At 40.2% G+C, this 13945-nt stretch carries 13 protein-coding genes and 1 other RNA gene; 2 read left to right on the forward strand and 12 right to left on the reverse strand.

Annotation, left to right across the window (positions count from 1 at the left end; all coding sequences use genetic code 11):
- Positions 1 to 304: 304 nt before the first annotated feature.
- Entirely contained in the window at positions 305 to 1792 is a 1488-nt protein-coding gene (glpK, locus tag E0D95_RS01625; protein ID WP_130802242.1) for a glycerol kinase GlpK, read from the reverse strand.
- A 130-nt stretch (positions 1793 to 1922) separates the two neighbouring features.
- Between glpK and ssrA the strand changes: the two genes are divergently transcribed.
- Positions 1923 to 2283, forward strand: a transfer-messenger RNA (tmRNA) gene (ssrA, locus tag E0D95_RS01630).
- A 475-nt stretch (positions 2284 to 2758) separates the two neighbouring features.
- Here the strand turns inward: ssrA and fur are convergent.
- Entirely contained in the window at positions 2759 to 3199 is a 441-nt protein-coding gene (gene fur, locus E0D95_RS01635) for a ferric iron uptake transcriptional regulator (RefSeq protein WP_130802243.1), read from the reverse strand.
- Positions 3200 to 3310: 111 nt separating this feature from the next.
- Between fur and E0D95_RS01640 the strand changes: the two genes are divergently transcribed.
- Complete coding sequence (locus E0D95_RS01640; protein ID WP_130802244.1) at positions 3311 to 3709, forward strand: outer membrane protein assembly factor BamE; 399 nt, start codon at positions 3311 to 3313, stop codon at positions 3707 to 3709.
- A gap of 43 nt (positions 3710 to 3752) precedes the next feature.
- On the opposite strand, the gene E0D95_RS01645 is transcribed toward E0D95_RS01640, so the two are convergent.
- The 10 genes from E0D95_RS01645 to E0D95_RS01695 form a co-directional block, all read right to left on the reverse strand.
- Positions 3753 to 4073, reverse strand: a complete 321-nt coding sequence (locus E0D95_RS01645; protein ID WP_130802245.1) for an RnfH family protein — start codon at positions 4071 to 4073, stop codon at positions 3753 to 3755.
- On the reverse strand, positions 4070 to 5152 hold the full coding sequence (locus E0D95_RS01650) for an SLC5/6 family protein (RefSeq protein WP_130802246.1): 1083 nt from the start codon (positions 5150 to 5152) through the stop codon (positions 4070 to 4072). Before E0D95_RS01650 ends, E0D95_RS01645 begins: the two co-directional genes overlap by 4 nt.
- A gap of 172 nt (positions 5153 to 5324) precedes the next feature.
- Positions 5325 to 5780, reverse strand: coding sequence for a bacteriohemerythrin (locus tag E0D95_RS01660; protein ID WP_130802247.1), 456 nt, complete (start codon positions 5778 to 5780; stop codon positions 5325 to 5327).
- Positions 5781 to 6110: 330 nt separating this feature from the next.
- Positions 6111 to 6959 (reverse strand): class II glutamine amidotransferase, encoded by an 849-nt coding sequence (locus tag E0D95_RS01665; RefSeq protein WP_130802248.1) that lies wholly within the window; start codon positions 6957 to 6959, stop codon positions 6111 to 6113.
- Between the two features lie 105 nt (positions 6960 to 7064).
- The gene (locus tag E0D95_RS01670; protein WP_130802249.1) at positions 7065 to 7844 is read right to left on the reverse strand and encodes a GNAT family N-acetyltransferase; all 780 of its coding nucleotides are present in this window, start codon (positions 7842 to 7844) and stop codon (positions 7065 to 7067) included.
- A gap of 120 nt (positions 7845 to 7964) precedes the next feature.
- Positions 7965 to 8876: an acetylglutamate kinase gene (gene argB, locus E0D95_RS01675; protein ID WP_130802250.1), complete on the reverse strand. Its 912-nt coding sequence runs from the start codon at positions 8874 to 8876 to the stop codon at positions 7965 to 7967.
- Positions 8877 to 8886: 10 nt separating this feature from the next.
- Positions 8887 to 10311 carry a phosphomannomutase/phosphoglucomutase gene (locus E0D95_RS01680; RefSeq protein WP_130802251.1) on the reverse strand — a complete coding sequence of 475 codons (1425 nt, stop codon included), beginning with the start codon at positions 10309 to 10311 and terminating at the stop codon, positions 8887 to 8889.
- A 177-nt stretch (positions 10312 to 10488) separates the two neighbouring features.
- Positions 10489 to 10941, reverse strand: coding sequence for a dUTP diphosphatase (gene dut / locus E0D95_RS01685; protein ID WP_130802252.1), 453 nt, complete (start codon positions 10939 to 10941; stop codon positions 10489 to 10491).
- 24 nt (positions 10942 to 10965) lie between these two features.
- The gene (locus tag E0D95_RS01690) at positions 10966 to 13005 is read right to left on the reverse strand and encodes a UvrD-helicase domain-containing protein (RefSeq protein ID WP_130802253.1); all 2040 of its coding nucleotides are present in this window, start codon (positions 13003 to 13005) and stop codon (positions 10966 to 10968) included.
- Positions 13006 to 13126: 121 nt separating this feature from the next.
- Entirely contained in the window at positions 13127 to 13783 is a 657-nt protein-coding gene (locus E0D95_RS01695; RefSeq protein WP_130802254.1) for a YiaD family glycine zipper/OmpA-like lipoprotein, read from the reverse strand.
- Positions 13784 to 13945: the final 162 nt, after the last annotated feature.

A 13945-nucleotide genomic window follows, 5' to 3' on the forward strand; every position in this document is an offset into this window, starting at 1 on the left:
CTCAATAAATATTAAAGCAATGTTTATGCCATGTTGTCAATTTTTTTAAATTTACACGTCTTTTGATGGACTTAAATTTTTCTAATTTAATTTTTTAACTTTTATAGAGAATAAATTTGTATCAAATGCCCCTCTTTTGAGCACAAGTTGCACTATTTTTGTGAAATAAATTTTTAAATGCTCCATCAATATCAACTGAATAAAAAAACACCAATCCAATGCTTCAATTGTTGAGTAGAGAAATATTCTTAAACTTTCCATTTCAGATTAACCTCAAATCAATCAGCTATAACTCATTGTCAAATTAATATAAATCTGACTTGGCACGTTGCAATGCACGGCGCCACAGCTCAAGATGATGAGAGCGTTCGTCTTCATTCATTTGTGGTTCAAAAGCACGATCAAGCTGCCAAGATTCTGCTATTTCATCCAGATTTGAAAAAACACCAGATTTTAAACCCGCCATTGCCGCCGCGCCCCATGCGGTAGACTCCAGCATCTTGGGACGTAATACAGGAACATTTAAAATATCAGCTTGAAATTGCATCAACATATCATTCTGACTGGCACCACCATCAACTCTTAACTCTTTTAAGGGTTTGGATAAATCCGATTGCATGGCACAAAGCACATCGGATACCTGAAAAGCGATAGATTCAAGCGCTGCTCGTGCAATGTGAGCCTTATTCGTTCCGCGTGACATCCCACAGAGTAGTGCGCGTGCCTCACTGTCCCAATGAGGCGCACCCAAGCCTGTAAAAGCAGGAACCAATACGACACCATCACTACTTTTAACCTGATTGGCTAATTGTTCAACCTGAACACTACTTTGGATAATCCCCAATCCATCACGGAGCCATTGCACAATTGCCCCAGCCATGAATACACTGCCTTCGAGCGCATAACGGGTTTGATCTTGACATTGCCATGCCAGTGTCGTCAGCAGTTGATTTTGGCTAAATTGTAGTTCCTCACCTGTGTTAAACAACATAAAACAACCAGTTCCATAGGTATTTTTTGCTGTTCCTGTTTCAAAACAGGATTGTCCAAACAAGGCTGCTTGCTGATCACCTAAAACCCCAGCAATTGGAATGGTACTTCCGAGCAAGCCTTGCGCGGTGTCTGCAATGTACGCATCAGATGAAATAATGGTGGGAAGTACCGCAGCTGGAATATGAAATAACTCAAGTAATTCTTCATCCCAGCTTTGGCTTTGAAGGTTCATCAGCATCGTTCTTGAAGCATTGCTCACTTCAATTACATGTTCTGCTCCTTGCGTTAAATTCCAGATTAACCAGCTGTCAATTGTTCCAAAAGCAACATGACCTTGCTCTGCCAATACCCTTAAACCTTCGACATGCTCAAGTAACCAGACTAATTTACCTGCACTAAAGTAAGGGTCAATTCTCAGCCCTGTTTTGTGATGAACTTTATCTTGTAGCTCTTGATGGATTAAAGCATTACACCACTCTGTGGCACGGCGGTCTTGCCAGATAATTGCAGGTGCGAGTGCCTTACCTGTACGTTTATCCCATACGACTGTCGTTTCACGCTGGTTGGTCAATCCAATTGCTTTAATATCTTTTGCCAAAATATGTGCAGAAGCAAATGCTTGCTGTACCACTGCTATCTGGCTTGACCAGATTTCGTCAGCATCTTGTTCGACCCAGCCTGAGTATGGGGTTTTTATTTTTGTTTCACGTTGAGCTGTTGCATGAACGCGTCCCTGTTCATCAAAAATAATCGCGCGGCTAGAAGTCGTTCCCTGATCGAGTGCAAGTAAATAGCTCATATTTGTTATAAATGGACTTGAAAAATAAAATATTAGCGCAATTATAAATTTAAATACATTGGTAGAATCTAGTTGCTTATAAATTGAATAGCAATTTTTTATGCCTGTGTTATGATGTACGAACTCGTCTGGGGATGTTATTGGCTTCGACGCTGGTGATGAAGCTCATAGATGCATGCCGAGAGCGCATTTCCTCTCGTAAATAAAATTTGCATTTTAAATAGTCGCAAACGACGAAACTTACGCTCTAGCTGCCTAAGGGCCGCTTGTCCGCTTCCTAGAATACTTGTGGTCTGGGAACCCGACCGAAGCGCACGCACACAAGTCCGTATAGAGTCAAGCCTCGGGGCTTTATACCAAACTTAGAGGATCGCAACTTGTACCCTGTTCGTCGGGTCACTTGGTGTTAAAACAATAGACGATATCTAAGCATGTAGTATTCTCGAGTGTAGTGCTGGCGGACGCGGGTTCAACTCCCGCCATCTCCACCAAATTCTTAAATTTATATACCGACACATGATGGTATATAAGACCAAAAGCCTTAATCTTCAATGATTAGGGCTTTTTTATTATCAATTTAGTGATTATTCTTTATCTGTCTGGATCATTGATAATGAGACTTATCAGGATAAGCCGTTATATATCTGTTATACGGTATAACATTAAGCTTTATGATTCCCCAATTCGGTCTTTAAAGCTCAAAGATTTACGTGATTCACTTGGTGAGGGTTAATACACCCGCTTTACAGAGTAAAAGTGGTTTGTTGGCCAATTGGATTTAACGAAATGGATATCACACGTAATTCAGGTGCGATATAAAAGAGTGGCACGTGTTTTGCCAACGCTGACGGCTATTCCATAAACTAAATCCCATAGTAATTTTATCTTATTTCAGATTAGGCATCCTATAAATGCAAAAAAAGGAAGCCTCGGCTTCCTCTTTTAATTTGTTGTATTTATGTGATTTTATTGCTTTTTACGATATGCTTCCTGACATTCAGTTGCATCACAATAACCATATAAATTTAAGGAATGGCCAGTTAAAGTAAAACCATGCTTTTCAGCCACGACATGTTGTTCATGTTCAATAATTTCATTTGTAAATTCAACCACTTTCCCGCAATTTAAACATACAAGATGATCGTGATGATCTTCTTGCATAATTTCAAACACAGAATGATTATTTTCAAAATGATGACGCTGGATAATACCCGCAGCTTCAAATTGTGTTAATACACGGTAAACAGTCGCGAGACCTACATCTTCACCTTGCTCAAGCAAAGTCTTATAAATATCTTCTGCACTCAGATGATGTTGTTTTGAATTTTCTAATAATTCCAAAATCTTAATTCGTGGCAGGGTGACTTTGAGTCCAGCTTTACGTAAATCTTGATTGGAAATCGGCATAAAAAAAGGTCTCTCAACAAATTTAAAGTTGGAATAGGCAATCTTAGTGAGATGCAGTATGATCTATCCCTAAGTCAAATGCATCATAATTTATCGGGATAGTGTAGCAAAATGCAAAAACTTATGTTGGCGTTATTCGTCACCTCACTACTTGCTGGTTGTTCAACTTTAGGTGTCTACAAAGTTGACATCCCTCAAGGAACGCCATTAACCAAAGCTCAAGCATCCAAAGTTCAAGTGGGTATGAATTTTCAACAAGTCCGCTTTTTGCTCGGTAGCCCAACCGTTACAGATCCTTTAAATCCATTCCGCTGGGACTATATCTACAACTATATTCCAGGAACTTATGCTAAAAAAGCAAAAATTCCAGCTGCACATGGTCAGCATTTAAAAATTTACTTTGATCAATCCGGGATTGTCAAAAGTATCGAAGGCTTAGATACGATTCCAGAAACTCAGCCTGGCTTACCTGCATCTAAAGAAGCAATCTTAACAGCCCCACCACTATAATGATTTTTAAATAAAAAGATACCCCTCGCTTGAGGGGTTCTTTCTATGAGTCAGATTGTTTAAAACGATTACCACGCTGAAAACGACCCACTGGATTTTTCTGGGCACGCTTACGCCGAATATCTTGCGGATGAATCGTGAGGGGACGATAAATTTCAACACGATCGCCTGCTTTTAACACTTTATCTCGATCAATTTTTACACCAAAAATACCCAGTTGCATGGGTTCTTCAATCTTAATCTGTTGTCTAATGTGACTCTGATCAATTGCCTCTGCCGCAGTCATCCCCTCGATAAAGGGGATCGCAATTAAGAACTGTTGATCCGGTGTGGCATAAGCCACCCAGACTTGAGCCTGACTCACGAGAACAACTGCCCAATAATCGACAACATTGCTAAAACAATCGACAATGGTAATACAATACGAACCGCAATCCGCCAAAGATTGTAAAAAAGCTCGTTACTAAAATTCATTGATTTACGTAAATGGCTGATTTTCATAATCCAGCCCGCAAAGACCGAATAAATCAAACAAATCAACAAGCCCCATAACATCAGTAAAATATTAAATTCAAATTGAATGTTAGGAAGAAGCCAGATCAAGAGCGTAATTAGCAATACCGCCCAGTGAATCAGCAATGGCACCTGACGCTGTTGTAATTGCTCTCTTGCCAATTGTAAAAGCAAAGCCGCAGCCATCACACCTGCAACAGCAAGAGTTAAAACTGATAGGTGGTATTGTGTCGAATAGAATCCAAATGCAAGCACTGCAACAAATTGAGCAATCCAGATTGGGAAAGCAGTTTTACTGGCTTGTGCTGTATTTTGAATCTGTAGCAAGCTATTTTGCCAGTACAATCCCATGCCTAAACCAGTCGCCACCAATGCCAGAACAGTCGCATTGCCCCATTCTTTAAACTCGATTGGTGTCCAGTGCCAATGAACTGAAGGAGCTATTGCGAAAGAGCTGAGCAATGAGACAGCAACGCCTAACATCATCAGTATCACTAAAATCTGACGTGGAACAAATGACAGTACCAACGCAATTATGGCCAGCACTACAAAAATCACTTGTGCATTCAGATCAAGCCCTACGCTTGCAGATGCAGCCAGCCCGAGATGAGACAAAATAGCCCCAGCCAGAAAAGGAATAAAAACAACCGCGAGCCACCCGACAATACGCCATTTGGGCGATGCATCGGCATCCCGGGTTAAACTGGATAATGCATTCAGTGCAGTTGTCTTGGCACGTTTAGCTAGTGCAATTTCCATATAACATACAGGTAATGCCAAAATTACCATAGTAACCAACCATAGCAACCAGAAATCCAGTTGACGGTCGATCTGAATCCCCACAGCCGATGCTAAAGCTGCAATAATAATAAAAGTAAAGCAAAACGCCATAAGTGGTGACAACCACCGCGCGAAAGCTGAATCCTGCATCATTCATTCCTAATATGAAGTCTGGGGATATTTTGCCTTTGTCGAGTATGAAAATCAAAGTTTGAAAATAAAAAATGCAAATCATCGTGTGATCGATGATTTGCAGCGCTGAGTCTTGTTATTATTATCTTTTGTCGAGATCTTGCCGAGTCACTCCGCTTTTCAAGAAAGCTTAGGAAAAGAATCGTGCAAACCATCCCTTCCCTTTTTTTTGCTCTTTTTCTTTAATAATTCCCATCATGTTTTCTTTTACCGCTCCAACATAATCTGCATCATCATGTTGAATATGGTTAATCAGCCATTTTGAAAGGACTTCATATAGTTCTTCTTCAACATTATGTCCCATTTCAAATCGTTCACGATAATGTTCAATTTTTTTTATAAATAAATCATGAACTCTTTTATGAGGTACACGGTACTTATAATTTGCCTCTTCCTGTAAGCTTTCTTCAAAAGCGAAGTGAGACTGGGTATAATCAATTAAGTTTAATAAGACATCTTTAGTTTGTGCCCTGTCATGGGTTTTTCTGACTTCTTCAAGTTCATTAATATATTCAAGGATGCGTTTATGTTGATCATCGATGACTTCAATCCCCGTATTATATTCAGGAAGCCACTTCATACCCACCTCAACTTCTAAAACAATGATTAGATATCAACATCATATATGTTATTTTTTGAAATAAAAATAAAGCAAATTAGTCAAGATTATGCCAAAAACTTAATTAGGCCATTAATCACTTGATTTAAAAATAATAATTAAATAATCCAGAGCAAAAAGATAAGTTATTTTTTAACCAATTTTATTATTAATACATAATTTTTATTATTTTCTAAAATTTAAAATATATAAAATTCATCATTTAAAACTATTATTTTAGCATTTTAAACATTAAATGAAAAAATTAGGCTTTGTATTAATATCAATTTAAACATTTAATCTTAAAATAAACTGAAGTTAGTATTGATCAGCACGTGTGATACGTTTCAATTCAGGATTTTTTTGTTCACGTTGTAATCGCTCAACCTGTGTTTGAGCATGTTTAATCGGTTTTCCATCTTGAAATAAGATCATTTCACCTGCTTGGTAAGAGATCCATTGTTCATTTTTTGTCAGAGGTTCGGTGGTAATGACCGCAACGCGATCATGGGGAGTTGTAACCTGACTAAAATCGACTTCAACATCCAAATCAATCAATCTTGCTGCTTTAAAAGGATATTCACGCACTAGCCAGTGTAATTTGGTGGTCGCATAACTAAATAATGCCTGACCATTAGACAAACAATAATTAAACGTCCCAAACTCCGCAACTTTCGGTGAAATCTGCTCTAATACCTCAAAAACTTGCATGACGCTGGGTTCAATATAGCCAAAATGTTCAACCAATTGATCCAGCAAATAGCAAAATGCACGTTCACTATCTGTGTTGCCAATTGGAATAAAACGACCTGTTAAATGCGGATCAAAATCATGTAAATCGCCATTATGTGCAAAAATCCACTGTCTGCCCCACAGTTCACGAATAAACGGATGCGAGTTTTCCAGTGTAATTTTACCTTGTGTGGCTTTACGAATATGTGCAATCACATTGCGAGATTTGATTGGATAGTTACGCACCAACTCTGCAATAGGTGATTCCACCGCAGATTGATTATCGACAAATAAACGACAGGCTTTATCTTCAAAAAATGCGATTCCAAAACCATCTGAATGATCAGAGGTAATCCCTGCCCGCTGCGAAAACCCCTTAAAAGAAAAGGTAATATCGGTAGGTGTTGCACAGTTCATTCCGAGCAATTGGCACATAGCAGACAGAGTTCAAACGCAAAGGGCTGAGTTGTATTGTGCATGACTGTGAAATCGCTTGCAAATCTGATTATAACCAGCCTGATATAAAATTAGTCATCTGCTTTATTTTTGTACACGTTTATTCAGGACAAATGACTTTGCCACCTGATTCACTTCCAGAAAAACCAGATAATCTAGACAGTTAAAATGCACATCATAAAACGCTTGCCGAGACAGTTTTGACTGCATATCCAGATACATTTTAAATAATTTAGGCATACGTTCATCTTGTGGAAAACTAAATTCAGGTCGGGGGATTTCAATCATATTTTTGGATGCAATCTGAATCGTCTGATTTGTATGAAGACCTTGAATCTGTTGATGGGTATGATAAACGCGAGCCAGATTGTCTTGCAGATGGATACTGACACAGCCCATCAAATATTTAGCGCGCATCGACCACAATACTTTAGGTACTAAATTTAGCCACAGCATCGACAACGCTTTGCCAGAGCGAAATCTAGGATGTACACAAGTTCTTCCAATCTCCAGAACATTGGGCAAATGTGAAAAATGCGGCAGAATTTCAAACTCTGTGGCACTATAACTGTGTGCCAGTTCATGTCCCTGAAAGAGTTTAAGGCGCGTATAGGCCACAATCTCACCAGTCCATTTCTCTCTGAGTACTGCATGTTCACAGCCAAAATCATAAATATCTTGATCCAGTCCATCTTCAAAGCTTACACCAAATTGTTGACTAAATTGAACTGCACGAAATCGTTGTACTTCTTGTAATTCTTTGAGGTTATCCACCCAGTCAAAGCGAAACTGAGTTTGGTTGGTTTTTTGACGAGTTAAAGGCAGACTAAAATTTTGGCGATAGTGATTGAGTTTTTCTAGCATAATGTCACCCTGTTTTTATCATTATGCTTACACTAGGATAAGATCATGACAGGAAAATGACGTTTTATACCCAATAAAAAAGTCATCCGAAGATGACTTTATAAAACACAATACAAAAATTTAATACGTAACTTTATGTGCAAGTCGGTTGGTAATCAATGTCCCGACACCATGATCTGTAAAGATTTCCAGTAACGTTGCATGCGGTACACGACCATCGACAATATGCGCACTCCCCACGCCGCCTTTCACCGCATCAAGGGCACAGCCGACCTTAGGAATCATACCGCCATAAATCACACCGGTTTCGATTAAACGATCGACTTCCTGTGTGCTTAAGCCAGTCAGCAGATTTTTATTTTCATCCAGTACACCCGTGATGTTGGTGAGCAAAATCAGTTTTTCAGCGCCTAAGGCTTCAGCGACTTTACCTGCGACCAAATCTGCATTGATATTGTAAGTATTTCCCTCTTCATCGACACCTAAAGGTGCGATCACAGGAATGAAATCACTTTGGGTAAACATTTCCAACACATCGGTTTTTACCCCAACCACTTCACCGACCATGCCCAGATCAATATGCTGCACCTGACCTTGCTCATCTTGTTTTTCCATGAGCAATTTACGTGCACGCAACAAGTTGCCATCCTTACCTGTTAAACCAATGGCACGGCCACCGTGTTTATTGATCAGGTTGACAATGGATTTGTTGACACTCCCACCAAGCACCATTTCCACAACTTCCATGGTCGCTTCATCGGTAACACGCATTCCATCAATACGGTCAGACTCCTGCCCCAAACGTTTGAGGAGCGAATCAACTTGTGGACCACCACCATGTACTACGATTGGATTTAAACCCACAGTTTTTAATAACACAATATCGCGTGCAAATGAGCTTTCCAGTTCAGGATCGGTCATTGCATTGCCACCATATTTCACAACTAGCGTTTTACCCGAAAAACGTTGAATGTACGGCAAAGCTTCGGTCAATATTTTCGCTTTGTCGATGCCAGTATGCTGATGTGGCATTCGCCTCTCCTTAATGGATGTTTGAAATATCTTGCGCTATTTTAGGATATTTATCCTGCAACATGCGAACAAACTGATGTCGAATCTGTGCCAATTGCAATGGACTGGCGGCATCAAATCTGACTGTAAAGTATTCGCCCGTGTTAGATGCTCGAATAATGCCAAAACCATCGTCAAAATCAAGTCGTATGCCATCAATTTTACTCAGTTGGGCTTTAGAATGATGACTTAAGGTTTCAATATCCTGTAACACGGTCTTGGGTTCTGACCGATGCGTACTAATGTAAGTATCCTCAGTCGAATAACGCTCAGGAAAAGCGGACAAGAGTTGCGACAGGGATTGCTCTGGAAATTGGCTTAAATATTCCATGACTCGCAGTGCAGCATATAAGCCATCATCGTAACCAAAACCTCGGCCATCATTAAATACATAATGACCTGCGTATTCTCCACCAAAAACCGCTTTTCCCTGAGATTGGGATAAATAACGTCGCAGAAAACTACTGCCTGTGCGGATCATGGTTGCAATGCCGCCTAAGTCATTAACAGTTTGTGTCACCATACTTGAGCATTTAACATCAAAAACAATTTCAGCTTGCGGATGCTGCTCTAGGCACATTTGTGCGAATAGAGAAATCAAACGATCCGCGGTAATAATATGTGCCTGTTCATCCATAATGACTAAGCGATCACCATCCCCATCTAGCGCAATCCCAATATCCGCTTGATGATTAAGCACTGCGTGTTGTAATTTTTCTAAATGAATGGCTTGAGAGGGATCAGGTGCATGATCTGGAAATTCACTATTGGCTTCACAGCGTAAAGCAACGACTTCACAACCTAATTTTTTCAAGACAATTTCAGCACAATGTCCTGCCGAACCATGCAATCCATCTAAAACGACTTTAAAAGGTCGTTCAAGCAGAATATCATCCAGCAAACCTTGCTGGTAGCGCAGACAATAGTCCGTATTTATCTGGTGAGTGAGTCCTCGAATTCGTGGAAATTCAATCGCACGAACATGCTGATGTGCTGCTACATTGCCAATATGTTCAATCTGCGCAGGTGTGGGCGGTTCACCCTGTAAAATCCATTTAATACCATTGTCCGATTTTGGATTATGACTTGCCGTGACCATCACCCCATTTCCTTGAGTTTCACGCGCCATAAAATACATCATAGGACTCGAGCAACAACCGAGCTGTATTACCTCTAACCCTTGTTTTTCAAATATTGTGGTGAGAATGGCTGCATATTGGGGACTACTGAGCCGTGCATCATAACCGATCACGACTTTGTTTTGACCAGCAGTTTGGTATTGATCTGCCAATGCATACGCAATTGCTGCAACAACTTGTGGCGTAAAGACCGTAAGCTTGCCGCGAATATCATAAGCACGAAAAATATGTAAGGGGAAATTAAGCATTGCATCCATAGGCATCTTCTTTTAATTCAAAGCCTACTTTGAAAAATAAAAATAGCAGTGTTTGGCATAAAATAAATATACCGCATTTTTGTCAATCATTTAGACAAACGAAGAATGATGTTTTAATCTAATTTTTTGAAACATTCAATATAAAAAAAGAAACGCCTGTTTAAACAGGCGCTTAAATTATTGTTTTCCAGTATGACCAAAGCCACCCGCACCACGATCTGTAGCCACAAATTCGTCCACTTGTTCAAATTCAGCCTGCACCACTGGAACCAGAACGTACTGCGCCAAACGCTCACCCGGTTCTAAAGTAAAACTGTGCTGACCACGATTCCAGACTGAAACCATCAGTTCGCCTTGATAATCTGAATCAATTAAGCCCACCAGATTCCCCAATACAATGCCATGCTTATGACCCAAGCCTGAACGTGGCAAAATCAGTCCGGCAAAAGCAGTGTCGTGAATATAAATGGCCATACCCGTTTTAACCAAAACAGTTTGACCCGGTTCAATCTGAATCGCTTCATCGATACAGGCGCGTAAGTCCAAACCTGCCGAACCTGTGGTTGCATAAGATGGTAACGGCCATTCATTGCCTAAACGTTGATCTAAAATTTTAACTTGGACTTTCATGATATTTCCTAATCGTTCAATCAATTATTTTTTCAATAATGCTTTTAAATTCGCCAGATATTGTTGTGCCTGTTCTTTCGGATCTACATTGCCTGCCAACTTTTTCTTGCGTCCGAGCCATTCCAGCTCATCCTGTGGCAACTCATCCAAAAAGCGACTTGGCGTCATCTGTTTCATTTGCCCGCCATTTTTACGTTGTTCAGCGAGCGTTAAAGTTAAGCCCTGACGCGCACGGGTGATTCCCACATACATTAAACGGCGCTCTTCTTCAATGGTTTCAGCCGCAATCGAATTTTTATGAGGCAATAATTCTTCTTCCAATCCCATAATATAAACATAAGGAAATTCAAGACCTTTAGCGGCATGCAAGGTTAGAAGATTGACCTTATCGGTGTCTTCTTCTTCCTGCTGTTGCTCCAACATATCGAGCAAAACCAACTTGCGAATCACACTTTCAATATTCTTCTCATCAACATCTTCGGTACGATTGAGCAAACTTTGAATGCTGCTAAATAAGCTTTCGATATTATCCAGCTTGGTTTTTTCCTGCGCAGGAGTCGCCGCAGTTTCCCGAATATAATCGATATAACCTGCTTCATTCATCATCTGGCGAACCTTGGGCACAGGTTCATCATCATCCATCAACTCACGCGTAAAATTACTAATAAAATCGGCAAACTCATGTAATTGTGTTGCTGCTTTTTTCGGTATTACCATGCTTAAACGCTGATCGGATGCCGCGCCGAGTAATGACAAATGATTTTCCTGAGAAAATAAACCTAACTTTTCTAAAGTTACTGGCCCAATCGCACGTTTCGGCGTATTGATAATGCGTAGAAATGCACTGTCATCTTCTGGATTAATAATCAGACGCAAATAACTCATGACGTCTTTGATTTCAGCACGGGCAAAGAAAGACTGTCCACCTGAAAGCTTGTACGGAATCTGCATTTGGCGCAGTTGGGTTTCTAACACACGTGCCTGAAAGTTACCGCGATACAACACCGCATAATCTTTCCAATTTTTACCATTCATGAGTTTGTGGGTCATCATATCCTTGACCACACGTTCTGCTTCGTCATCATCATTACGACATGTAATAATCCGAATGACTTCACCATGCCCTTTATCACTCCACAATTTTTTATCAAAAATGTGCGGATTATTTTCAATCACGGCATTGGCAGCTTTTAAAATACGGCTGGTTGAACGATAGTTTTGTTCTAGCTTAATCACTTTTAAATTTGGAAAATCTTCTTTAAGCAATGCCATATTTTCAGGTTTTGCACCACGCCAAGCGTAAATGGATTGGTCATCATCACCTACCGCAGTGAACTGTCCCATCACCCCGACCAATAGTTTCACCAAAATATATTGGGCGGTGTTGGTATCCTGATACTCATCGACCAACAGATAGCGTGTACGATTTTGCCATTTATCACGAACTTCAGCATTTTCCTGTAGAAGTCGTGTCGGCAGCACAATCAAATCATCAAAATCAACGGCGTTATAGGCACGTAAATTCCGTTCATAAAGTTGATACAGATGGGCAAATTGAACATCCTCGACCGTTTCACAAGTGGAATGCGCTTGCTCAGGTACAATCAGATCATTTTTCCAGTCTGAGATTTTTTTCATGGCTTTGGCAATCAGTTCTTTGCTTTCAGCACCCGAAAGATTATCACGCTGCATTAAATCCATCAGGATGCGTTTACAGTCATCTGCATCCAAAATCGAAAAATTATTTTTTAGTGGGGTATGTTTCAGTTCCAAACGCAATAAGTTCAGACCAAAGGTATGAAAAGTGGAAACCGAAAGCCCTTTGCCTTCTTCACGTGAAAGGAGTTTTCCTACACGCTCTTTCATTTCACGCGCAGCCTTATTGGTAAAGGTCATTGCGGTAATACGATGCGCAGGAATACGACAATTTTTTACCAGATAAGCAATTTTCTGGGTAATCACCGAGGTTTTACCTGAACCAGCCCCTGCAAGTACTAACAAGGGTCCTTGAGTATATTTCATGGCTTCAAGTTGCTTGTCATTCAAATGACTTGCTGCTGACATAGGCTAACCTCTTTTCAATTCGAGCATGATTATAGACATCTAATTAGCAGATGACTAATCGATTAGGATGGATTTTACCCATAAAAAAACCACCCGAAGGTGGTTTCTAAAAACTGAACGACTAAGATTGACGCTCATAGATGCTAATTTCAACACGACGGTTTTGTTCTTTACCTTCAGCAGTTGCATTTGATGCAATTGGATTAGCCGAACCGTAACCTTGCGCATTAATACGTGCAGATGAAACACCTTGACCGCTCAAATAGTTTGCAACAGATTGCGCACGAGCTTGAGAAAGTGGAATGTTGATTGAGTCATTACCTGTACTGTCGGTATAACCTGTCACCAAAATCGCACTCTTGTTATCTTCAGCAAGCGTTTGCGCTACTTTGTTCAAAGTCGAATAGAAGTTTGGTTTGATGTTTGATTTGTTGGTATCAAAGGTAATGTTACCTGGCATCACCAGACCCACTGAACCATCTGGATTACGGTTGACTTCTACACCAGTACCCGCCATTTGTTGACGTAATTTTTTCTCTTTTTGGTCAAGGTACAAACCACCTGAACCACCAAGTACTGCACCAATCGCTGCTGCACGGTTGTTTTGACGACTAGAGTTGGCGTTTGATTTAGAAACACCATAACCTGCTGCGGCACCAATCAATGTACCTAACGCTGCTTTATCGTATTCAACCCCGCCAAGGTTTTGCCCTGTCGATTGGCAACCTGAAAGTGCTACTGCTGCCCCAACCACTGTCGTAATTAATAGTGCACGCATCGCATGCCTCCTGTTGTGTCTTTGTTGTCTAGGAAAATGATGAAAGAAAAAAATGACTTAGACCATTGATTTTTTGTTAATAATACGCCGTTTTTTTACATTTTGTAATATTTTAGATGCTTTTACTTTCATTCTTTACTACATTTTATCCATTGTTTCATA

The organism is Acinetobacter ihumii (genome assembly GCF_900625095.1).
Lineage (GTDB): Bacteria > Pseudomonadota > Gammaproteobacteria > Pseudomonadales > Moraxellaceae > Acinetobacter > Acinetobacter ihumii.

Bases quoted from the DNA above. Each gene is read 5' to 3' on its own strand.
- glpK (WP_130802242.1), bottom strand. From the start codon at position 1,792: ATGAGCTATTTACTTGCACTCGATCAGGGAACGACTTCTAGCCGCGCG.
- fur (WP_130802243.1), bottom strand. From the start codon at position 3,199: ATGCCGATTTCCAATCAAGATTTACGTAAAGCTGGACTCAAAGTCACC.
- E0D95_RS01640 (WP_130802244.1), top strand. From the start codon at position 3,311: ATGCAAAAACTTATGTTGGCGTTATTCGTCACCTCACTACTTGCTGGT.
- E0D95_RS01650 (WP_130802246.1), bottom strand. From the start codon at position 5,152: ATGCAGGATTCAGCTTTCGCGCGGTGGTTGTCACCACTTATGGCGTTT.
- E0D95_RS01665 (WP_130802248.1), bottom strand. From the start codon at position 6,959: ATGTGCCAATTGCTCGGAATGAACTGTGCAACACCTACCGATATTACC.
- E0D95_RS01670 (WP_130802249.1), bottom strand. From the start codon at position 7,844: ATGCTAGAAAAACTCAATCACTATCGCCAAAATTTTAGTCTGCCTTTA.
- argB (WP_130802250.1), bottom strand. From the start codon at position 8,876: ATGCCACATCAGCATACTGGCATCGACAAAGCGAAAATATTGACCGAA.
- E0D95_RS01680 (WP_130802251.1), bottom strand. From the start codon at position 10,311: ATGGATGCAATGCTTAATTTCCCCTTACATATTTTTCGTGCTTATGAT.
- dut (WP_130802252.1), bottom strand. From the start codon at position 10,941: ATGAAAGTCCAAGTTAAAATTTTAGATCAACGTTTAGGCAATGAATGG.
- E0D95_RS01690 (WP_130802253.1), bottom strand. From the start codon at position 13,005: ATGTCAGCAGCAAGTCATTTGAATGACAAGCAACTTGAAGCCATGAAA.
- E0D95_RS01695 (WP_130802254.1), bottom strand. From the start codon at position 13,783: ATGCGTGCACTATTAATTACGACAGTGGTTGGGGCAGCAGTAGCACTT.